The organism is Pseudonocardia sp. Ae717_Ps2, assembly GCF_001932475.1.
Classification (GTDB): Bacteria; Actinomycetota; Actinomycetes; order Mycobacteriales; family Pseudonocardiaceae; genus Pseudonocardia.
In genome coordinates this window covers 2,906,308-2,925,794 of record NZ_MCIS01000001.1, presented here as the reverse complement: position 1 = coordinate 2,925,794, position 19,487 = coordinate 2,906,308, and the positions used below count along the sequence as shown (strand labels likewise).

The 19,487-nt window shown below is 74.5% G+C and carries 21 protein-coding genes and 1 pseudogene; 15 read left to right on the top strand and 7 right to left on the bottom strand.

Annotated elements, in window-relative coordinates:
• The first annotated feature begins 86 nt into the window (after window positions 1-86).
• From Ae717Ps2_RS13620 to Ae717Ps2_RS13585, 8 genes are all read left to right on the top strand, one after another.
• Window positions 87-839, top strand: coding sequence for a sulfite exporter TauE/SafE family protein (locus tag Ae717Ps2_RS13620; protein ID WP_075306200.1), 753 nt, complete (start codon window positions 87-89; stop codon window positions 837-839).
• Window positions 840-879: 40 nt separating this feature from the next.
• Window positions 880-1,173 (top strand): hypothetical protein, encoded by a 294-nt coding sequence (locus Ae717Ps2_RS13615; RefSeq protein WP_075306202.1) that lies wholly within the window; start codon window positions 880-882, stop codon window positions 1,171-1,173.
• Window positions 1,170-2,246, top strand: coding sequence for a MoxR family ATPase (locus Ae717Ps2_RS13610; RefSeq protein ID WP_075306204.1), 1,077 nt, complete (start codon window positions 1,170-1,172; stop codon window positions 2,244-2,246). Before Ae717Ps2_RS13615 ends, Ae717Ps2_RS13610 begins: the two co-directional genes overlap by 4 nt.
• Window positions 2,243-3,262: a DUF58 domain-containing protein gene (locus Ae717Ps2_RS13605; RefSeq protein ID WP_233147551.1), complete on the top strand. Its 1,020-nt coding sequence runs from the start codon at window positions 2,243-2,245 to the stop codon at window positions 3,260-3,262. The genes Ae717Ps2_RS13610 and Ae717Ps2_RS13605 overlap by 4 nt, the downstream gene beginning before the upstream one ends.
• A complete protein-coding gene (locus Ae717Ps2_RS13600; RefSeq protein ID WP_075333466.1) occupies window positions 3,259-4,248 on the top strand; it encodes a VWA domain-containing protein in 990 nt (329 codons plus the stop codon). The genes Ae717Ps2_RS13605 and Ae717Ps2_RS13600 overlap by 4 nt, the downstream gene beginning before the upstream one ends.
• A gap of 52 nt (window positions 4,249-4,300) precedes the next feature.
• Window positions 4,301-5,011, top strand: a complete 711-nt coding sequence (fabG, locus tag Ae717Ps2_RS13595) for a 3-oxoacyl-ACP reductase FabG (protein ID WP_020627585.1) — start codon at window positions 4,301-4,303, stop codon at window positions 5,009-5,011.
• 85 nt (window positions 5,012-5,096) lie between these two features.
• Window positions 5,097-5,873, top strand: a complete 777-nt coding sequence (gene fabI / locus Ae717Ps2_RS13590; protein WP_020627584.1) for an enoyl-ACP reductase FabI — start codon at window positions 5,097-5,099, stop codon at window positions 5,871-5,873.
• Between the two features lie 42 nt (window positions 5,874-5,915).
• The gene (locus tag Ae717Ps2_RS13585; protein ID WP_075306208.1) at window positions 5,916-6,974 is read left to right on the top strand and encodes a ferrochelatase; all 1,059 of its coding nucleotides are present in this window, start codon (window positions 5,916-5,918) and stop codon (window positions 6,972-6,974) included.
• Here the strand turns inward: Ae717Ps2_RS13585 and Ae717Ps2_RS13580 are convergent, their stop codons facing one another.
• The 5 genes from Ae717Ps2_RS13580 to Ae717Ps2_RS13560 form a co-directional block, all read right to left on the bottom strand.
• A complete protein-coding gene (locus Ae717Ps2_RS13580; protein ID WP_075306209.1) occupies window positions 6,975-7,613 on the bottom strand; it encodes a class I SAM-dependent methyltransferase in 639 nt (212 codons plus the stop codon). It abuts the gene before it with no gap.
• A gap of 622 nt (window positions 7,614-8,235) precedes the next feature.
• Window positions 8,236-9,198, bottom strand: coding sequence for a prolyl aminopeptidase (gene pip / locus Ae717Ps2_RS13575; protein ID WP_075306211.1), 963 nt, complete (start codon window positions 9,196-9,198; stop codon window positions 8,236-8,238).
• A 2-nt stretch (window positions 9,199-9,200) separates the two neighbouring features.
• The gene (locus Ae717Ps2_RS13570) at window positions 9,201-10,199 is read right to left on the bottom strand and encodes a site-specific integrase (RefSeq protein WP_083695952.1); all 999 of its coding nucleotides are present in this window, start codon (window positions 10,197-10,199) and stop codon (window positions 9,201-9,203) included.
• Window positions 10,200-10,203: 4 nt separating this feature from the next.
• Entirely contained in the window at window positions 10,204-10,881 is a 678-nt protein-coding gene (locus tag Ae717Ps2_RS13565; protein ID WP_075306212.1) for a trans-aconitate 2-methyltransferase, read from the bottom strand.
• A gap of 30 nt (window positions 10,882-10,911) precedes the next feature.
• Window positions 10,912-11,247: a helix-turn-helix transcriptional regulator gene (locus Ae717Ps2_RS13560; RefSeq protein ID WP_075306213.1), complete on the bottom strand. Its 336-nt coding sequence runs from the start codon at window positions 11,245-11,247 to the stop codon at window positions 10,912-10,914.
• A 382-nt stretch (window positions 11,248-11,629) separates the two neighbouring features.
• Between Ae717Ps2_RS13560 and Ae717Ps2_RS13555 the strand changes: the two genes are divergently transcribed.
• The 5 genes from Ae717Ps2_RS13555 to Ae717Ps2_RS13540 all read left to right on the top strand — a co-directional run bounded on the left by Ae717Ps2_RS13555 (window position 11,630) and on the right by Ae717Ps2_RS13540 (window position 16,677).
• On the top strand, window positions 11,630-12,361 hold the full coding sequence (locus Ae717Ps2_RS13555; protein ID WP_043281833.1) for an MgtC/SapB family protein: 732 nt from the start codon (window positions 11,630-11,632) through the stop codon (window positions 12,359-12,361).
• Window positions 12,362-12,392: 31 nt separating this feature from the next.
• Complete coding sequence (locus tag Ae717Ps2_RS13550) at window positions 12,393-13,880, top strand: ABC transporter permease subunit (protein ID WP_233147550.1); 1,488 nt, start codon at window positions 12,393-12,395, stop codon at window positions 13,878-13,880.
• 60 nt (window positions 13,881-13,940) lie between these two features.
• On the top strand, window positions 13,941-14,126 hold the full coding sequence (locus Ae717Ps2_RS39040) for a hypothetical protein (RefSeq protein ID WP_233147549.1): 186 nt from the start codon (window positions 13,941-13,943) through the stop codon (window positions 14,124-14,126).
• Between the two features lie 33 nt (window positions 14,127-14,159).
• On the top strand, window positions 14,160-15,467 hold the full coding sequence (locus Ae717Ps2_RS13545) for a nitrate/sulfonate/bicarbonate ABC transporter ATP-binding protein (RefSeq protein WP_083695951.1): 1,308 nt from the start codon (window positions 14,160-14,162) through the stop codon (window positions 15,465-15,467).
• 142 nt (window positions 15,468-15,609) lie between these two features.
• A complete protein-coding gene (locus Ae717Ps2_RS13540) occupies window positions 15,610-16,677 on the top strand; it encodes a response regulator receiver protein (protein WP_233147548.1) in 1,068 nt (355 codons plus the stop codon).
• Between the two features lie 80 nt (window positions 16,678-16,757).
• Here Ae717Ps2_RS13540 and Ae717Ps2_RS13535 read toward each other — a convergent pair whose 3' ends face one another.
• Window positions 16,758-17,636 (bottom strand): helix-turn-helix transcriptional regulator, encoded by an 879-nt coding sequence (locus Ae717Ps2_RS13535; RefSeq protein WP_075333464.1) that lies wholly within the window; start codon window positions 17,634-17,636, stop codon window positions 16,758-16,760.
• Between the two features lie 178 nt (window positions 17,637-17,814).
• On the opposite strand from Ae717Ps2_RS13535, the gene Ae717Ps2_RS13530 reads away from it, so the two are divergent.
• Entirely contained in the window at window positions 17,815-18,516 is a 702-nt protein-coding gene (locus tag Ae717Ps2_RS13530) for a type 1 glutamine amidotransferase domain-containing protein (RefSeq protein ID WP_075306221.1), read from the top strand.
• 11 nt (window positions 18,517-18,527) lie between these two features.
• Here Ae717Ps2_RS13530 and Ae717Ps2_RS39035 read toward each other — a convergent pair.
• A pseudogene (locus Ae717Ps2_RS39035) lies at window positions 18,528-18,691 on the bottom strand (1,4-dihydroxy-2-naphthoyl-CoA synthase); the annotation flags it as partial.
• Window positions 18,692-18,947: 256 nt separating this feature from the next.
• Here Ae717Ps2_RS39035 and Ae717Ps2_RS13525 point away from each other — a divergent pair.
• A complete protein-coding gene (locus Ae717Ps2_RS13525) occupies window positions 18,948-19,481 on the top strand; it encodes a hypothetical protein (RefSeq protein ID WP_075306223.1) in 534 nt (177 codons plus the stop codon).
• The last annotated feature ends 6 nt before the right edge of the window (window positions 19,482-19,487 follow it).

The window sequence follows — 19,487 nt, the reverse complement described above, 5'->3', positions numbered from 1 at the left end:
GTCGTAGAGACACCTACGCACTGTGCGTAAGCCCTACGCAGACACGGGCGGCGGGTCGTCCGCCGTGCGGTTCGTAGGGTGGCCCGATGCAGTGGTGGGAGGTCGGGGTCATCGCGCTGGCCGGAGTCTGGGCGGGGTTGATCAACACCGTCGTCGGGTCCGGGACGCTGGTGACCTTCCCGGTGCTGGTGGCGCTCGGCTTCCCGCCGGTGACGGCGACGACGTCGAACGCCATCGGCCTGATCACGGGGTCGATCACCGGCGCCGTCGGCTACCGCAGGGAGTGGGCCGGGCACGGTCGCCGGCTCGCGAAGTACGCCGTCGCGTCGTTCCTCGGGGCGGTCGTCGGCGCGGCGCTGCTGCTGTCGCTGCCGCCGGACGCGTTCGAGACGATCGTGCCGGTCCTGGTCGGCACCTCGGTGCTGCTGGTCGCCGTGCAACCGCTGCTGGCCCGCCGGCTGCGGGACCGGCCGCGTCCCGACCGGTCCGGCTCACCGGTGCTCTACCTGCTGGTGTTCCTGGTGGGCGTCTACGGCGGCTACTTCACCGCCGCACAGGGGATCATGCTGGTCGGGGTCATGGGGCTGCTCCTCGCGGACCCGCTGCAGCGGCTCAACGCCTTCAAGAACACCCTCGCCTCGGTCGTGAACATCGTCGCGGGGGCCATCTACGCCGTCGTCGCGCCGGTCGACTGGAGGGTCGTCGGGATCATCGCGGTCAGCTCGATCGTCGGCGGGCTGCTCGGCGCGAAGGTCGGGCGCAGGCTGTCGCCCGCGGTGCTGCGGAGCGCGATCGTCGTGATCGGGGTCGCGGCCATCGTGTTCCTGCTGGTGGAGTGAGCGGCCCGGAACTGTCGGGGGTGTCTGCTCTGCTGGGGCCGTGGACGACGACCGCGCCGCCGAGCTGGCCGCGGCCCTCGCCGCGCTGGCCGGTCGCGAGATCGGTCCGGGCGAGGCGCGGGCCGTCGTCGCGCACGCCCACGACCTGACCCCGGCCCGGGCGAACGCGGTCTGGACCCGGCACCGGGCGGCACCGCGGACCGTGCCGCTGCGCGACTACCTGGCGATGACGCTCCGGTTCACCGCGCAGGACCCTGCGGTCGGCCCGCTGGCGGGCGGGGAGCGGCACGCCTCACCGGATCCACACGGCCGACACGGTGGGATGGCACCGTGAGCACGACTGCCTCGACCGGCCCGGACCCGATCACCCCCGCCCGCGACGCCGAGCGGCTCGAGCGTGCGGTACTCGAGGTGAAGCGGGTGATCGTCGGCCAGGACCGGCTCGTCGAGCGGATGCTGGTGGGTCTGCTCGCGAAGGGGCACCTGCTGCTGGAGGGCGTCCCCGGCGTCGCGAAGACCCTCGCGGTGGAGACCTTCGCCCGGGTCGTCGGGGGGAGCTTCTCCCGGCTGCAGTTCACCCCCGACCTGGTGCCCGCCGACATCCTCGGCACCCGGATCTACCGGCAGGGCAGGGAGGAGTTCGACGTCGAGCTCGGCCCGGTCGTCGCGAACTTCGTGCTGGCCGACGAGATCAACCGCGCCCCGGCGAAGGTGCAGTCGGCGATGCTCGAGGTGATGGCCGAGCGCAAGCTCTCCCTCGCCGGTCGCGACCACCCGATGCCCGACCCGTTCCTCGTGCTCGCCACCCAGAACCCGATCGAGAACGAGGGCGTCTACCCGCTGCCCGAGGCCCAACGCGACCGCTTCCTGTTCAAGCTGATCATCGAGTACCCGGGGGTCGAGGAGGAACGGGAGATCATCTACCGGATGGGGTCCACCCCACCGGTGGCCTCCCAGGTCCTCACCCCCGACGAGCTGGTCCGGCTGCAGCGCACCGCGGCGGACGTGTTCGTGCACCACGCCCTGGTCGACTACGTCGTGCGGCTGGTCGTCGCGACCCGGCTGCCGTCCGAGCACGGCCTGTCCGACGTCGCGTCCTGGATCGCCTACGGGGCCTCGCCGCGTGCGTCGCTGGGCATCGTGTCCGCCGCCCGCGCGCTGGCCCTGGTGCGTGGCCGCGACTACGTTCTGCCGCAAGACGTGCTGGAGGTCGCCCCGGACGTGCTGCGGCACCGCCTCGTGCTGTCCTACGACGCGATCGCCGACCAGGTGCCGGTCGACCACATCGTCACCCGGGTCCTGCAGACCGTGCCGTTGCCGCAGGTCAGCGCCCGGCCCGGGGGAGCGCCCGAGGGTGCGCCGTCGGCGTGGCCGCCCGCACCGGGTGCCGGCCAGGGTCCGGCGTGACGGCGGGGTCCGCCGACCTCGTCCGGCTCGAGGCCTCCCTGCGGACCCTGGAGCTCACCGTCCGGCGCCGGCTGGACGGCCTGCTCCAGGGCAACCACATCGGGCTGCTGCCCGGCCCCGGCACCGAGCCCGGTGACGCGCGCCCGTACCAGCCCGGTGACGACGTCCGCCGGATGGACTGGTCGGTCACCGCCCGCACGACCGCCCCGCACGTGCGCGAGACCGTCGCCGACCGCGAGCTGGAGACCTGGGCGGTGGTGGACCTGTCGCGCAGCATCGACTACGGCACCGCCCGCACCGACAAGCGGCACCTGGCGCTGGCCGGGCTGACCGCGGTCGCCCAGCTGACGACCGGGGGCGGCAACCGGCTCGGCGCCGTCGTCGCGAACGGGGAGTCGACGCTGCGGCTGCCCGCCCGCGGTGGCCTGGCGCACGCCCGTGGCCTGGTCCGCCGGGTCGCGACGATGCCGTCGGCGCCCGAGGGCACCCGCGGTGACCTGTCGGGCGCACTCGACGAGCTGCGCCGCCCCCCGCGCCGGCGCGGGCTGGTCGTGGTGGTCTCGGACTTCCTCGGCGAGCCCACCTGGGAGCGGTCGCTGCGGGCGCTCTCGGCGCGCCACGAGCTCCTCGCCATCGAGGTCGTCGACCCGCGGGAGCTGGAGCTGCCCGACGTCGGGACCGTCGTGCTGGCCGACCCCGAGACCGGGCGTCAGCGCGAGGTCGACACCACACCGCTGCTGCGCCGCGAGTTCGCCGCCGCCGCCTCCGAGCACCGCGACCGGGTGGCCGCGGCGCTGCGTCGCTGCGGGGCCGGGCACCTGACCCTGCGCACCGACACCGACTGGGTGGCCGACATCGTGCGGTTCGCCGTCGCCCGCAAGCACACCGCGTCTCCGCGCAACGGCACAGCGGCCCCACGCAGCGGCGCCGCGTTCTCGGGCAACGGCGCAGCGGCCCCGCGCAACGGCGCAGCGTTCCCGCCCGACGGAACTGCGGCCCCGCGGAGGCCCGCGTGACGTTCACCGCCCCCTGGTGGCTGCTCGGGCTGCTCGTCGTCGCCGCGCTGGCGGTCGCCTACGTGTGGCTGCTGCGCCGGCGCCGTCGCGACGTCGTACGGTTCACCAACCTGGAGCTGCTGGAGTCGGTCGCCCCGAAGCGGCCGGGCCGGCGGCGGCACCTTCCCGCGATCGCGTTGATCGCGGCGCTGGCGGTGCTCACCGTGGCGCTCGCCGGGCCACAGGCGATGGCGAAGGTGCCGCGGAACCGGGCCACGGTGATGCTGGTGATCGACGTGTCGCTGTCGATGAAGGCCACCGACGTCGCGCCGACCCGGCTCGCCGCCGCGCAGGCCGCGGCCAAGCAGTTCGCCGACCAGCTGACCCCCGGCGTCAACCTCGGGCTGGTGTCGTTCGCCGGGACCGCGGCGGTGCTCGTCTCGCCGACGACCGACCGCAGCGCGGTCAAGAACGGCGTCGACAACCTGCAGCTCGCCGAGTCCACCGCGACCGGCGAGGCGATCTTCACGGCGATGCAGTCCATCGACACGTTCTCCCGGTCGCTGCAGGGCGGCCCGGACGCGGAGGGGGTGCCGCCTCCGGCGCGGATCGTGCTTCTCTCCGACGGCACCCAGACCGTGCCGGGTCCGGACGGGGAGAACGAGCCGCGCGGCTCGTTCACCGCGGCCGCCGAGGCGCGCAACCGCGGCATCCCGGTGTCCACGATCTCCTTCGGCACCAGCTACGGCACGATCGAGCTCGACGGCGGACGCACCCCCGTCCCCGTCGACGACGCCTCGATGGAGCGCATCGCGCAGCTCGCCGGTGGCCGGTTCTTCACCGCCGCCACCGAGTCCGAGCTGCGCGCGGTCTACTCCGACCTGTCCGAGGAGCTCGGCTACGAGGAGCGCGAGGTCGACGCGAGCAGACCGTGGATGATCGGCGGGTTCGTGCTGCTGATCGGCGGGCTCGGTGCGGGCATCCTGCTCGGCAGGCGGCTGCCGTGAGGGTGATCTCCGCTCGCGGGTACCGACCGGTAGTGCGTTAGGTTCACCCCCCGTGGGACGCAGCGTGCTCGTGACCGGAGGAAACCGCGGCATCGGCCTGGCGATCGCGCAGGCGTTCGCGGCCGAGGGCGACCAGGTGGCGGTGACCTACCGCTCGGGGAAGGACGACATCCCCGACGGGCTCTTGCCGGTGCACTGCGACGTCACCGACGCCGAGTCCGTCGACGCCGCGTTCACCGAGGTCGAGGCCGCCCACGGACCGGTCGAGGTGCTGGTGTCCAACGCCGGCATCACCGACGACGGCCTGCTCATGCGGATGTCCGAGGAGTCCTTCACCCGGGTCGTCGACGCCAACCTCACCGCCGCCTACCGGGTCGCGAAGCGGGCCTCGCGCGGGATGCTGAAGGCCAAGAAGGGCCGCATGATCTTCGTGTCGTCGGTCGTGGGCCTCTCCGGGTCGGCCGGGCAGGTCAACTACGCCGCCTCCAAGTCCGGGCTCGTCGGCCTCGCGCGCTCGGTCGCCCGCGAGCTCGGCAGCCGCGGCATCACCGCGAACGTCGTCGCCCCCGGCTTCGTCGACACCGACATGACCCGCGCGCTGCCCGAGAAGCGGCGCGAGGAGATCCTCGGGACCATCCCGCTCTCCCGCTACGCCGACGCCGGCGAGATCGCCTCGGTCGTCGCCTTCCTCGCCTCGCCCGGCGCCGGCTACGTCACCGGGGCGGTCGTCCCGGTCGACGGCGGCCTGGGCATGGGGCACTGAGCATGGGGCACTGATCGGCGCTCACGCGCGAACACCGACACCGGGCCCCGGGTCCGGGCCCCCGCAGAACTCTCGAAAGGACGTCATGGGACTGCTCGACGGCAAGCGGCTGCTGATCACCGGTGTGATCACCGATGCCTCGCTGGCCTTCCACTCCGCCAAGATCGCCCAGGAGCAGGGCGCCGAGGTCGTGCTCACCGGCTTCGGCCGGATGCGGCTGGTCGAGCGGATCGCGATGCGGCTGCCGAAGCCCGCCCCGGTCGTCGAGCTGGACGTGTCGAACCAGGAGCAGCTGGACTCGCTCGTCGAGCGGATCACCCCGCACCTGGGCGAGGAGCCCCGCCTCGACGGCGTGCTGCACTCGATCGGGTTCGCCCCGGCGGGTGCGCTGGGGGAGGGTGCGTTCCTGAACGCGCAGTGGGAGGACGTCGCCACCACGATCCAGGTGTCGGCGTTCTCGCTGAAGTCGCTGGCGATGGCGTGCAAGCCGCTGCTCGGTCCGGGCAGCTCGATCGTCGGCATGGACTTCGACAACCGTCAGGCCTGGCCCGCCTACGACTGGATGGGCGTCGCGAAGTCGGCGCTGGAGTCGGTCACCCGCTACCTGGCCCGCGACCTGGGCCGCGACGGCATCCGGGTCAACCTGGTCGCCGCCGGCCCGGTGAAGACGATGGCCGCCAAGTCGATCCCGGGCTTCGCCGCGTTCGAGGACGTGTGGGACAAGCGTGCCCCGCTCGGCTGGGACATGAACGACCCGGTGCCGGTCGCGAAGACCGTGTGCGCCGCACTGTCGGACTGGATGCCGACCACCACCGGATCGATGATCATGGCCGACGGCGGGGTGCACGCCGTCGGCGTGTGAGGCCGGGGAGCGCGCCCGCGGGAAGGCGTCGATAATCGGGTCGTGCCCGAACAGTCCTGCCCCGACCCCGATGCCATCCTGGTGCTCAGCTTCGGCGGCCCCGAGGCCCCCGACGAGGTCCGCCCGTTCCTGGAGAACGTGACCCGGGGCCGCGGGGTCCCGCCGGAGCGCCTCGACGCCGTCGAGGAGCACTATCAGCACTTCGGCGGGGTCTCGCCGATCAACGCCCGCAACCGCGAGCTGATCGCGTCGATCGCCGCGCGCACCGAGCTGCCGGTGTACTTCGGCAACCGCAACTGGCGGCCCTTCGCCGAGGACACCGTGCGCGAGATGGCCGAGGCCGGCGTCGAGCGGGCACTGGTGTTCGCGACCAGCGCCTACGGCGGCTACTCCGCCTGCCGCCAGTACCACGAGGACATCGCCCGGGCCCGCGACGCCGTCGGCGAGGCGGCGCCCGAGCTGGTCAAGCTGCGCCACTTCTACGACCACCCGGACTTCGTGCGCGCCAACGCCGACGCCGTGCGGACGGCGTGGGCGCAGCTGCCCGAGGACCGGCGCGAGGCGGCGCGGCTGGTGTTCACGGCGCACTCCATCCCCACCTCCGCCGACGCGGCGGCCGGGACCCCGGCCGACGGCGGGCACCGCTACTCCCGGCAGGTCGCCGAGGCCGCCGCGCTGGTCGCCGCCGAGCTGGGCGTCGACGAGTTCGACGTCGTCTGGCAGTCCCGCTCCGGTCCGCCGCAGGTGCCGTGGCTGGAGCCCGACATCGTCGACCACATCGACGACCTGCACGCCAAGGGTGTGCCCGCGGTCGTCGTCGCGCCGGTCGGGTTCGTGTCCGACCACGTCGAGGTCGTGTGGGACCTCGACAACGAGGCCGCCGAGCGTGCCGCCGAGCACGGCATGGGGTTCGCCCGGGCCGCCACCGCCGGGCCCGACCCGCGGTTCGCCGACATGGTGGTCGAGCTCGTGCGGGAGCACACCGACGACGCGCCCGCCCGGCGGCTGGGCAGCGGCCCGTCGGCGGGGTGCACCCGCAACGGGGCACCCTGTGCGGTCGACTGCTGTGTGCCGCAGCGGCGGCCCGCCCGGTCGGGCTGATCAGCGGCGCCGTACCCGGGCGAGGTGGGCGGGGACCTCGACCCTGGTCCCGGCCGGCTCACCGTAGGCCTGCGCCAGGGCGGCGGTCACGACTCCCCGGTACGACGCCGGTGTGACGGTCTCCACCGACCAGTCCGGACCGGTGAACGCGGTGCGGACGTCGGCCGCGTCGATCACCGGGCCGAACTCGGCGGCGGCGCCGGTCCGGGCCAGGGCGAGCACGTGCACGACGCCGCCGGGGCGCACGATCCCGGCCAGCGCGCGGGCGTAGCGGGCCTGGTCAGCGGGGTCGAACAGGTGGAACAGGGCACTGTCGACCACCGTGTCGAACGGGCCGAGGCCGTCCGGGGCGAGTGCGTCGGCGACGACGAACCGCGCGTCCACCCCCGCGGCCGCGGCGCGCTCGCGTGCCCGGTGCACCGCGGTCGGGGCGGCGTCGGCGCCGAGCACGTCGTACCCGAGCCCAGCCAGCAGGATCGTGTGCTCGCCGGTGCCGCACCCGGGGTCGAGGACGGTCCCGGTGACGGCGCCGTCGCGGGCCAGCGCGACGACGGCCGGCTGCGGCTCGTCGATGACCCAGGGCGGATCGCCGTCGCGGTAGGCCTGCTCGAACCAGGAGACGGGCGGGGTGAGGTCCATCGGATGCTCCTCTGACGGGGTTCTCGCGAGAGCCTGCGACCTCGATCGAGGTTCAGGTCAAGGCCCGGCGTCACACCAGGTCCGCCGTCCCGGCGGCCACGGCGTCCCGCCCACCTTGTCAAGGAATCATTGACGCCCGCGCGTGGTCAATCGAACGGCGACACCTGCCGGACGTGGAGACGGGGGAGGGGTGGCCGGACTCCGCGGGGTCCGGCGCGGGGCCCGTCGCCGGGAGCGTGGCGGCCCCACGCAGGGGGACCTGCACGGATGGTGTTCCCGGCATCGCCGAGCTGCGGGAACAAGTCGTCGGCATGGTGCGGCCCGGCTGCCGCGTGCGGAGGCGGTGCTCCTGTCGGGCCCTCGGTGATGCCGCCGCGCCCACGCCGCATCCCGCCGCGCCGCATCCCGCCGCGCCGCATCCCGCCGTGCCGGAGCGCATCGCGCGGTCTCCTCGCCGACCGTCGGATCGTGTCCTGACCTCCGATGACAATGATTCATTGACGCCAACAGATCGTCGACGAAACGACGACAACCACACCGCCAAGAGCCGGGGGAGTCGGCGCCGGCCGGGGAGCCCGGGCTGCGGGATCTCCCGTGCGATGTGCGGTGTGGTCGGTCCGGGTCAGCGGGGCAGGTCGGCGGCCCGGTCGAGGGCGTCGACGACGGCGTCGGTGAACGCTCCGGCACCACCGTGCCCGGCGTCGTCGATGATCCGCAGCTCGCTGCCGGGCCAGCGCCGGTGCAGGTCCCAGGGGATGTCCGGGGGCCCGCTGACGTCGTAGCGGCCGTGGACCATGCTCCCGGGGATGCCGGCGAGCCGGGTCGCCCCGTCGAGCAGGGCGCCGTCGGGGAGGAACGCGGCGTGCCGCCAGTAGTGCGTGACCAGCCGGGCGAACACGAGCCGGAACGCCGGGTCCTCGTAGCGGCTGCTCGGCCGGTACCCCGGGACGAGGGAGACGTGGACGTCCTCCCAGCGGCACCACTCGCGGGCTGCGTGCTCGCGGACGGCCGGGTCGGGGTCGGCGAGCAGGGTCGCGTAGGCGTCGACGAGGCGGGTGCCGCGCAGCGGGGCGGGCACGGCCTCGGCGAAGCGGTCCCAGGCGGCGGGGAAGATGCGGCGCATGTCCTCGGTGATCCAGCGGACCTCCCGCTCGGTCGTCGTCGCGACGGCGGCGAGCAGTAGCGCCTCGACCCGCTGCGGGTGGGCCTGGGCGTAGGCCAACGCGAGGGTGCTGCCCCAGGAACCGCCCTTCACGACCCAGGAGGGGATCGCCAGCAGCTCGCGGAGCCGCTCGATGTCGTCGAGCAGCAGCCGGGTGGTCGGGGTGCGTTCCAGGTCGACGTCGGGGTCGGACGCGAGCGGCCTGCTGCGGCCGCAGCCGCGCTGGTCGAACAGCACGATCCGGTACCGCTCGGGGTCGAAGTACCGGCGTGCCCCGGCCGAGCAGCCCGAGCCGGGGCCGCCGTGCAGGTACAGCACCGGGCGTCCGTCGGGGTTCCCACAGGTCTCCCAGTACAGGGCCTGGCCGTCGTCGGTGGTGAGGACGCCCGTGTCGTAGGGCTCGATCGGTGGGTGGAGAGGCACCGCTACAACCCTGCCAGCAGGGCGGCCGAGTTGTCCTCCCAGGCGTTGTCGACACGGATGTAGGTGCCCACGGTGGCCAGGGAGCGGTGCCGGGTCTGGTGGGCGATGGCCCGGTCGGAGGCGCCGCGCTGGTGGGCGTAGGTGACGTGGCCCGCGCGCAGGGAGTGCGCCGACCAGGGGCCGGGGCCGATGCCGGCGCGGGCGACCGCACGCTGGACGATCTCGTTGACCGACTCCGGGTGCAGCGGGCGGTCGGTGACCCGGTTGCCACGGGTGACCTTGCGCAGCACCGGGCCCTCGGTGATCCCGGCGGCCTCGAGCCAGGTCCGCAGCGCGGTGACCGGGCAGCGCGCGGCCCGGTGCGCGTGCGGGAGGACCACGAGCTCGGGCTCGGTGCCGTACGGGTTGGTCTTGGACCGGGGGATCGACAGGACGCGGCCGCGGGGGTGCTCGGCGACGTCGGCGACGGTGAGTCCGGCCAGCTCGGAGCGGCGCAGCGCGGAGAAGAACCCGACCAGCAGCAGGGCCCGGTCGCGCAGGCCGGCGAGGTCGGTCCCGGACCCGCACGCGGCGACGACGTCGTCGAGATCGGGCGGCATGAGGGCGCGGGCCCGGACCGGCGGCGCGCCGTGGGTACGGCGGATGCCCTCCCACACGGCGGTGACGCGGCGGGCGTCGGTGGGGTCGGGCAGGTCGCGCATGACGTGGACGAAGCGGATCGAGGACAGTCGACGGCTGATGGTCCCGACCTTGGCCCCGGCCCCGGCGAGCTCGGTGATGTAGCCGGACAGCGCCTCGGGGGCGGCGGGCAGTGGCGCGTGGCCGTTCCGGGCGCACCAGCCGCTGAACTCGCGCCAGTCCGAGGCGTAGCCGCGGCGGGTGTTCGGAGAGCGGGCGGCCGCGACGTAGGCGGCCTCCTCCGGCGTCAGCGGCAGGTCGACCTGCGGTGCGAGCAGCTCGGCACCGGGGACCGTGGTGCGGTCGGGCACGGGGGCGGTCACGGGGTCATCCTGCCGGTTGCGGCGCCGCGGCCACGAGCACCACGCCCGACCCGCTCGCCCCCTCGGCGGGGAAGCGGAGCTCGGCCTCGGTGCGCAGCCCGGTGTCCTCGACGAGCGCGCGGAGCCGCTCGGGCCGCCACAGGTGCGTGGTCCAGGTGACCGGGACGCCGCCGTAGCCCTCGGTGCGGACGAGGTCGCCATCGCCGGCGTGGGTGGCCAGGATCAGTCGTCCGCCCGGGGCCAGCGCCCGGGCGAAGGAGGCCAGGACGTGCGGCAGGACGTCACGGGGCAGGTTGAACAGCGACCACCACCCGAGCACGCCGGCGAGCGAGTCGTCGGGCACGTCGAGCTCGGTGGCCGAACCGACCGCGAACGAGCAGTGCGGGTGCAGGCGACGGGCGTGGGCGACCATCGCGGGGGACAGGTCCACACCCGAGGCGTCCACCCCGCGCTCCACCAGGTAGGCGGTGACCTGCCCCGGCCCGCAGCCGACGTCGAGGACCGGCCCGCGGCCGGCGACGGCGTCGGCGAACACGTCCATCGCGGCGCGCAGCCAGGGATGGGCGCGGACGTCCCCGATCCCGGTGTCGACGACCATCGCGACGTAGTTGTCGGCGACGCGGTCGTAGGACGCGCGGACGGCGTCCAGGTCGGCGGGGCGCGGGACCGGTTCGGTGGGCACGCCGGCGACCGTAGGGCAGGGGACCGACACTCAGGCGCCGCGTGACCGGCGACCGGCCGGGGCGTGGCGCAGGGTCTGCTGGTGCGCGACGGCGCGGCGCACGATGTCGATCACGCCGTCGTCGTCGGCCAGGTAGACGCGGTGGCGGCCCTGGCGGCGGACGCGGACCCACCCGGCCGCCTTGAGCTTGCCCAGGTGGTGGCTGACCGTCGCGACGGACTGGCCGAGCTCCTCGGCGAGGGCGCCGACGTCGCGCTCGCCGTCGGCCAGCAGCCACATGATGTGCAGCCGGACGGTGGCCGAGAGCATGCCGAAGGCGGAGGCGGTGTCGTGCAACAGGTCCTGCGACGGGGGATCGGGGGTCAACGGTCTCCTTCCGCGACGGGGTGACGAGCGTCAAACATTCTCACAACCGTTTGAACGTTGCAGCTCGGTACGGTTCACTGGTCCCCGACTGTCCACGAGGGAGGTGAGCCGGATGTCCGACGACGAGCACAGTAGGTGCGGCCGCACGGACTGCCGGCCGCTGCACCGGGAACTCCCGGGCTGAGCTCCGGGCCACGTGCCCGCGTCCGCCGTCCACAACGGCCGCTTCGTCCGCGCGGCGTCCCCTGCCGCGCGTCTCCCACCTCTCCGTCCGTCACCGCCGCCCCCACACGGCCGGTCGTCGCGTGCTGCGCCGACCGGCATCGACGTGTGCCCGGCCGCGGCCGGCGGACCTCTCCTGCGCAACGAGAGCGAGTACGTGATGACGACCGTCGAGATGCTGCTGCGCCTGGGGGCCGGTGTCGGCCTGGGCACGGTGATCGGCTTCGAGCGCCAGTACCGGGCGCGGATGGCCGGCCTGCGCACCAACGCCCTGGTCGCCGTCGGCGCGACCCTGTTCGTCCTGCTGTCCGCACACGGCTTCGGTGGGCTGTCCGACACCGGCAGTGCCGATCCCACCCGGGTGGCGGCCCAGATCGTGTCCGGCATCGGGTTCCTCGGCGCCGGGGTGATCCTGCGCGACGGGATGACCGTCCGCGGGCTCAACACCGCGGCGACCCTGTGGTGCTCCGCCGCCGTCGGAGCGCTGTCCGGGGCCGGGCTCTACCCGGTCGCCGCCGCGGGGACCGGCGTCGTGGTGCTGGTGAACCTGGCGCTGCGCCCGCTGGGGCGGGCCATCGACCGCCGCCCGGAGTCCGGCGACGAGACCCCGACCGTCTACAGCTTCCACGCCGTCACCCGCGACGACGCCGAGGCCCACGTCCGGGCGCTGCTGGTCCAGGCACTCGGGCGCACCGACTTCCGGCTCGCCTCGGTCCGCTCGGCCAACACCGACACCGACGGCTACGTCGAGGTCCGGGCCGACCTGGCCGCCGACCACCGTGACGACACCCAGATGGAGTCGGCGGTCAGCCGGCTGTCGCTGGAGCCCTCGGTCACCAGCGTCCGGTGGGACGTGCGGACCCCGGCCCGGGACACCGGCGCCGCACGCTGACCCCGCCCGCAGGCGGAGAAAGGAGACCGTCGTGGTGCTGCGCGTGTTCCCCTCCCGGGAGGCACTGGCCCGGCCGCGGCAGGGCCTCGTCGACGTCGCCGTGCTGGCCGGGGCCGCCGCCCTGCTGTACGCACTGGTGCGGGTCTCGCACGGGATCGACGTCCCGTTCGACCCGGCCACCGCGCCGTCGCGCCTCTCGACCGACCCGGCCGAGCTGCCCTACTACGCCGCCCGCTCGCTGCTGCGGATGTTCGCCGCGCTCGTGCTGTCGGTGCTGTTCACCTTCGTCTACGCCACCGCCGCGGCCCGGCTGCCGCGCGCGGAGGCGGTGCTCCTGCCGGCGCTCGACATCCTGCAGTCGGTGCCGATCCTGGGGTTCCTGTCGATCACGGTCACCGGCTTCCTCGCCCTGTTCCCCGGCTCGGAGCTGGGCCTGGAGTGCGCGTCGATCTTCGCGATCTTCACCTCGCAGGCCTGGAACATGGCGTTCGCCTTCCACCGGTCGCTGGTGTCCCAGCCCCGTGAGCTGGACGAGGCGGCGCGGCTGCTGCGGCTGTCGAAGTGGCAGCGGTTCTGGCGGGTCGACGTGCCCGGCGGGATGATCCCGCTGGTCTGGAACGGCATGATGAGCTTCGGCGGCGGCTGGTTCTTCCTGGTCGCCTCGGAGGCACTGACCGTGGACGGGCACTCCTACGTGCTGCCCGGTATCGGTGCCTACGTGGCCACCGCGACGGCCGACGCCGACCCGGGCCGGGTGCTGCTCGCCGTCGTCGTCATGGTGGTCATGGTCGTCGGGGTGAACGTGCTGTTCTGGCGGCCGCTCACGGCCTGGGCGGAGCGGTTCCGGATCGGCGACTCCGCGCCCGCCGAGGCACCCCGCAGCGTGGTGCTGGACCTGCTCCGCCGCTCCCGCGTCCCGCGGGCGGTCGGCCGGGTCGCGGGGCGGCTGGTCGGGCCGCTCGACCGGGCCATGGCGGTGTTCGGCCGCGCCGAGCACCCGCTGCGGGTGTCGGCCGTGCGCCGGCGGGCCGGTGACGTCGTGCTGGGGGCGGCGGGGGCGGCCGTGCTCGCCTACGCCCTGGTCCGGATGGCCGGTTACGTCGCGGCGACGGTCGGGTTCGGCGAGGTCGGGCACGCCCTGCTGCTGGGGCTGGTCACGTTCGGCCGGGTGGTGCTGCTCGTCGTCGTAGCGACGGTGGTGTGGGTGCCGGTCGGGGTGTGGATCGGCATGAACCCACGGGTGTCCCGGCTCGCGCAGCCGGTGGTGCAGGTACTGGCCTCGTTCCCGGCGAACTTCCTGTTCCCACTGGTCACCGGGGTGCTCCTGGCGACCGGGGTGAGCCTGGACTGGGGCGGGATCGTGCTGATGAGCCTGGGTGCGCAGTGGTACATCCTGTTCAACGTGATCGCCGCGGCGTCGGCGATCCCGCACGACCTGCGCGAGGCCGCGGCCGACCTCGGGCTGCCGCGCTCGCTGTGGTGGCGCTGGCTGGCGCTGCCCGCGGTGTTCCCCGGCTAGGTCACCGGCGGGATCACCGCCGCGGGTGGCGCCTGGAACGCCTCGATCGTCGCCGAGGTCGTGACCTACGGACCGGTCACGCTCACCGCCACCGGGCTCGGCGCGTACATCGCGCAGGCCACCGCCGCCGGCGACGGGCCCCGGATCCTGATCGGCGTCGTCGTCATGAGCCTGTACGTCGTCGGGGTCAACCGCCTGTTCTGGCGACCCCTGCAGGCCCTGGCCGAGCGCCGCTTCGCCCTCTGACCCGCTGCCCCACCGATCACCAGGAGGCATCCCGTGTCGTCCACGACCGCCACCCGTTCCGACGCCCTGATCACCCTCGACGGGGTCAGCACGAGCTTCCCCGGCAGCACGGGGGAGGAGCTGCGGGTCCTGCAGGACATCGCCCTGGAGCTGCGCGAGGGAGAGATCGTCGCGTTGCTCGGCCGGTCGGGTTCGGGCAAGTCGACCCTGCTGCGCACCATCGCCGGGCTGATCGCGCCGACGTCGGGCACGGTGCGGTACCGGGGCCGCGAGCTCGACGGCGCCAACCCCGGTGTCGCGATGGTGTTCCAGTCCTTCGCACTGATGCCGTGGCTGACCGTGCAGGACAACGTCGAGCTGGGGCTCGCCGCCCGGGGCGTCCCGGCCGCCGAGCGCCGCGAGCGAGCCCTGGCCGCGATCGACCTGATCGGACTCGACGGCTTCGAGTCCGCCTACCCGCGGGAGCTGTCGGGCGGTATGCGCCAGCGGGTCGGGTTCGCCCGGGCGCTGGTGCTGGAACCGGACCTGCTGCTGATGGACGAGCCGTTCTCCGCCCTGGACGTGCTCACCGCGGAGAACCTGCGCACCGAGCTGATGAGCCTGTGGACCGGACGGCGCTTCCCGACCCGGTCGGTCTGCATCGTCACGCACAACATCGAGGAGGCGGTGCTGCTGGCCGACCGGGTCGTCGTCCTGGAGGCCAACCCGGGGCGCATACGGGCGGAGGTCGCGGTCGACCTGCCGCGGCCGCGGGACCGCGCGACGCCGGCGTTCACCGCGCTGGTCGACCGGCTCTACGACCTGTTGACCGGTCGCGAGTCCGACGTCGTCGGCGCCGGCACCGGCGAGGTGACCCCGACCGCGCGGCCGCTGCCCGCCGCCTCGGTGGGCGGGCTGGCGGGCCTGGTGGAGCTGGTGCACTCCGGTGGCGGCCGGGCGGACCTGCCCGAGCTCGCCGCCGGACTGAGCTTCGAGGTCGACGACCTGCTGCCGCTGGTCGACGCGGCCGCGATGCTCGACCTGCTGGAGGTGTCCGGGGCGGACCTGCACCTGACCGGCACCGGGCGGGCGTTCACCACCGCCGACATCCAGGAGAGCAAGCGGATCTTCGCCGCGCAGGCGGTGACCCGGGCCCCGCTGGTGCGCACCGTGCACCGGGCGCTGTCCGCCGCTGCGGACGGATCGCTGCGGGTCGGGTTCTTCCTGGACCTGCTGCAGCGGGGGTTCTCCGCCGAGGACGCCCGCCGCCAGATCGACACCGCGATCGACTGGGGCCGCTACGGCGAGCTGTTCGACTTCGACACCGACACCGGTCTGCTCACCCTCGACCCGGCCCCCTGACCCCGCCGGGCCGCCCGCGCTCCCGGCGGTCCCTGTCAAGCCATACGGGATTCCCCGCATTATCCAGTGTTATCTCGGTTAATGATAACGAACCATGAACTGGTTTCGAGTTTGAGAAACATGAACTGGTAGCGTGGGGTGCATGGCGGACACGGTGGTGCGGTGCGGATACAGCCGATGCCGGGCGGAGCTGCCCCCGCCCGGGCCGCAGGGCGGCCGTCCGCGGTCGTTCTGCCGGGACACCCGGTGGGAGCAGGGTCGGACCTGCGCGCAGATGGCCCGCGCCGAGCGGGAGGCCCTCGGGGCCCTCGGCCTCGACACCGGGACCGGGGCGTTCGCGCTCGACGCGGACCGGCTCCGCGAGCACGTCGGTGCGCTCGCCGGACCGGTGGCCGAGCTGTCCGGGGCACTGACCGCCGTGTTGGACCGGCTCGACGAGATCGAGCGCGACGCCCTGGCCGCCACCGAGGCCGCCCGCGCCGCCGCCACCGAGTCCGACGCGGCCCGTCAGCAGGCCGAGACCGCCCGGGAGGCGGCCGAGCGCCGGGCCCGTGACGCGGCCCGGGCCGCCGCCGACGCCCGGCAGGAGCGGGCCGAGGCGGTGGCCCGGGCCGAGGAGGCCACCGCCACCGCCCTCGCGGCGACCGAGGCCCTCGGTGCCGCGCGCCAGCAGGCCGCCGACGCCGTCGCCGCCCGGGACGCCGCCGTCGTCGCGCGCGACGCCGCTGTCGCCGACGCCCGTGCGGAGCGGGAGGCCGCCGCGTCCGCCGGCCGGGGCCGGGAGACCGCGGTGCTCGCGGCCCGGACCGCGGAGCACGAACGCGACACCGCGCTCGCCCGCGCCGACGACCTCGCCCGCGACCGCGACCGTGTGGCCGGGGAGCTGGCGGCGCTGCGCGCCGAGCTCGCCTCGGTGGCCGGCGAGCGGGCCGGGCTGGCCGAGACCGTCGCCGAGCAGCGCAGCCGTCTCGCCGGGCAGCAGGACGCGCTGGCCGAGGCCCGCGCCGTCGCCGACGGGCTGCGTGCGGAGCACGACGCGGCGCGTGCGGAGATCCGGGAGCTCTCCGACCGGATCGAACGCGTCCGCGCCGAGCGCGACGGCCACGCCGCCGAGCTCGAACGGCTGCGGAGCGCGACCGTGGAACCCGCTCCTGTGGCCCGGATGCACCCCGACGACCTCGCCGCCCTGGCCGCAGCCCTGAAGGACTGACGCACCGGGCTGGATCGGCGTCGGGAGGTGCGGCTCGCGCGTCGACGCGACGTGAAGGTCGAGATCGCGAGCGTCCGGCGTCAGGAGCAGTCCTGAGCCGCCCGGTCACCGGTCGTCCGGTCGGACAGGGCCCAGCTGGCCAGGACGTCCATCGCCTCGCGCGACGGTGACCCGGCCGCGGTCGAGTAGAGGAACAACGTGGTGTCCGGATCACCGGGCGGGGTGAGGGTCTCGTACTCCACGCTCAGGTGCCCGACGACCGGGTGACGCAGCCGCTTGGTCCCGTAGGTCCGCTGGTAGACGCGGTGCTCCCCCCACCATCGGTCGACATCGGGGCTCTCCCGGCGCAGCTCGGCCACGAGCTCGACGGTCGCCCGGTCCCCGGGGTCGCGGCCTGCCTCCAGCCGCAGGGTCTCGACCGCGGCGCGGGCCTGTACCGCCCAGTCCTCGAACAGCGACCGCGCGTCGGCGTCGAGCATGATCCAGCGGGCGTAGTTGCGTTCGGGGGCGGGGAACCGGTCGAAGTCGACGAACAGCGCCGCGGCCATCCGGTTCGCGGCCAGCACGTCCATCCGGCGGCCCAGCAGCAGCGCCGGCTCGTCGAGGGCGTCGAGCAGCTGTCGCAGCCCGGGCCGTACCCGCTGCACCGCCCGGGCCCGGGGCCGCGGCGAGGCCGGGCCGAGCCCGATCAGGTCGCTCAGGTGGGCCCGTCCCGCGGCGTCCAGCTCCAGGGCCCGGCCGATGGCATCGACCACCGACGGCGAGGGGACGATCCGGCGTCCCTGCTCCAGCCGGGCGTAGTAGTCCGAGGAGACTCCGGCGAGCAGCGCCACCTCCTCCCGGCGCAGCCCCGGCACGCGGCGGACGCGCCCGTCGGCGGGCAGGCCCGCCCGCGCCGGGTCGCACTGACCGCGGGCGCGGCGCAGGAAGTCGGCGAGCTCGCGGTTGTTCCCGGCCATGCCGGCCAGTATCGCCCCACCCGGTCCGTCCCACCTGGCCCTGTGGGTCCTGGTCAGCGGAGTCCGCGGTCGGGCAGGGCCCGGTATAGGCCCCCGCGGCACCCATGCCGCCACAAGGCTGGGGACACGCTCCGATCGCCGGGAGCGCACCACGGTCGACCATCGAGGGAGAACCACCATGGGCCGGATCCTGATCGTCATGTCCGCCGCCGACACCTGGGAGCGCACGGACGGCACCTCCTACCCGACGGGCTACTGGGCCGAGGAGCTGGCGGCGCCGTACGAGACGTTCGTCGGCGCCGGGCACACCGTCGAGTTCGCCTCCCCGGGCGGCGTTCTGCAGCCCCTGGACCAGCACAGCGCCGACCCCGAGGTCGCCGGCCCCGACTGCGCGCGTTACGTCGAGGTCGCGGAGACCGCCCTGCGGGAGTTCGGGGCGCCGCTGGTGCTGGCCGAGGTCGACCCGGAGCGGTACGACGCGATCGTGCTCCCCGGCGGCCACGGACCGGTCGTCGACCTGCACGAGGACGCCGACCTGGGTGCTCTGCTGGCGCGGGCCGATGCCGACGGCCGGATCGTCGGCGCGGTGTGCCACGGCCCCGCGGGTCTGCTGAGCGCGACCGGCCCGGACGGCGGCTGGCTGTTCGCCGGGCGCCGGATGGCCGCCTTCACCGACGAGGAGGAGCAGATCTTCGGCACTGCGGAGGGCGCTCCGTGGCTGCTGGCGAGCCGGCTGCGCGAGCGCGGTGCCGCCCACGAGAGCGGGCCTGCCTACGAGGCGTTCACCGTCGTCGACGGCAACCTGGTCACGGGTCAGAACCCGGCGTCCAGCGCGCCGATGGCCGAGCAGGTCAACGACGCCCTGCGTGCCCGCGGCTAGGTGTTGCCGGTCCGGCCGAGGAGGAGGGTCTCCCGGGCGAGCTCCCGGCCGACCTGGTGGGCGAGGTGGGCCGAGCCGTCGCCGTCGTCGAAGGAGCCGACGTCGGCGTCGGTCGGTGTGGCGCGGGCGTGCTCGCGGGGGCGATCGTCAGGCCGGCGCCGGCGTGCAGCGTGTGATGGCAGTGCTCATCCGTCGGTGGGGGCAGGCCGCGATTACGCCGTCCGGACCTTCCGACGGTCACGCGTGACTGTAAGTTCTTCTCGGGGTAGGAGGTGTCACCGTCGATGCCGACCACGGTCACGGGGTCCACATGAGATGGATGCTGGGCAGGCTCCGTCGCGGGCGGCACCGCGCCCGGGGCCGGTGGCGCCGCCGGGGCTGCACGTGGCCGTGGTGACCCGTCGTCGACGCGGCCTGGCACGCTCGGCGTCATGACCTCCCGTGTTCCCTCCCGCCGTCGCCGCGACGGTGAGGTCCCCGCCCCGGTCGTGGTGACGGTGCTGCGGGAGCGGCTCTACGGCACCCTGTCCTGCCTCTCGACCCTGCTGGTCCTGCTCGGCCACGGCGGCGAGGGATCCTCGGCCGGGTCCGCGATCGTGGACGTCGTCGTGGCCGCGGGCGCCCTGTGGGCGGCGAGCCTGCTCTCCGACGTCGTCGCCCACCTCACCGTGCACGGTCACGGCCCCCGCGGCCACGAGCTCGTCGCCGCGCTGCGCAGCTCGGGGCAGATCCTGCAGGCCTCCGCCGCGCCCGTCGTGCTGCTCGTCGCCGCCGCGGTCGGGCTGCTGGAGCTCACCACCGCGCTGGAACTCGCGACCGGGGTGACGGTGCTGGTGCTGGCCCTGTTCGCGGTGCTCGCGGCCCGGCGGACCCCGCTGTCGTGGTGGCGACGGGTGCTGCTGGTCGTCGCCCTGGTCGGGCTGGGCGCACTGGTCATCGTGGTCAAGCTGCTCGCGCACGGCTGACCTCGC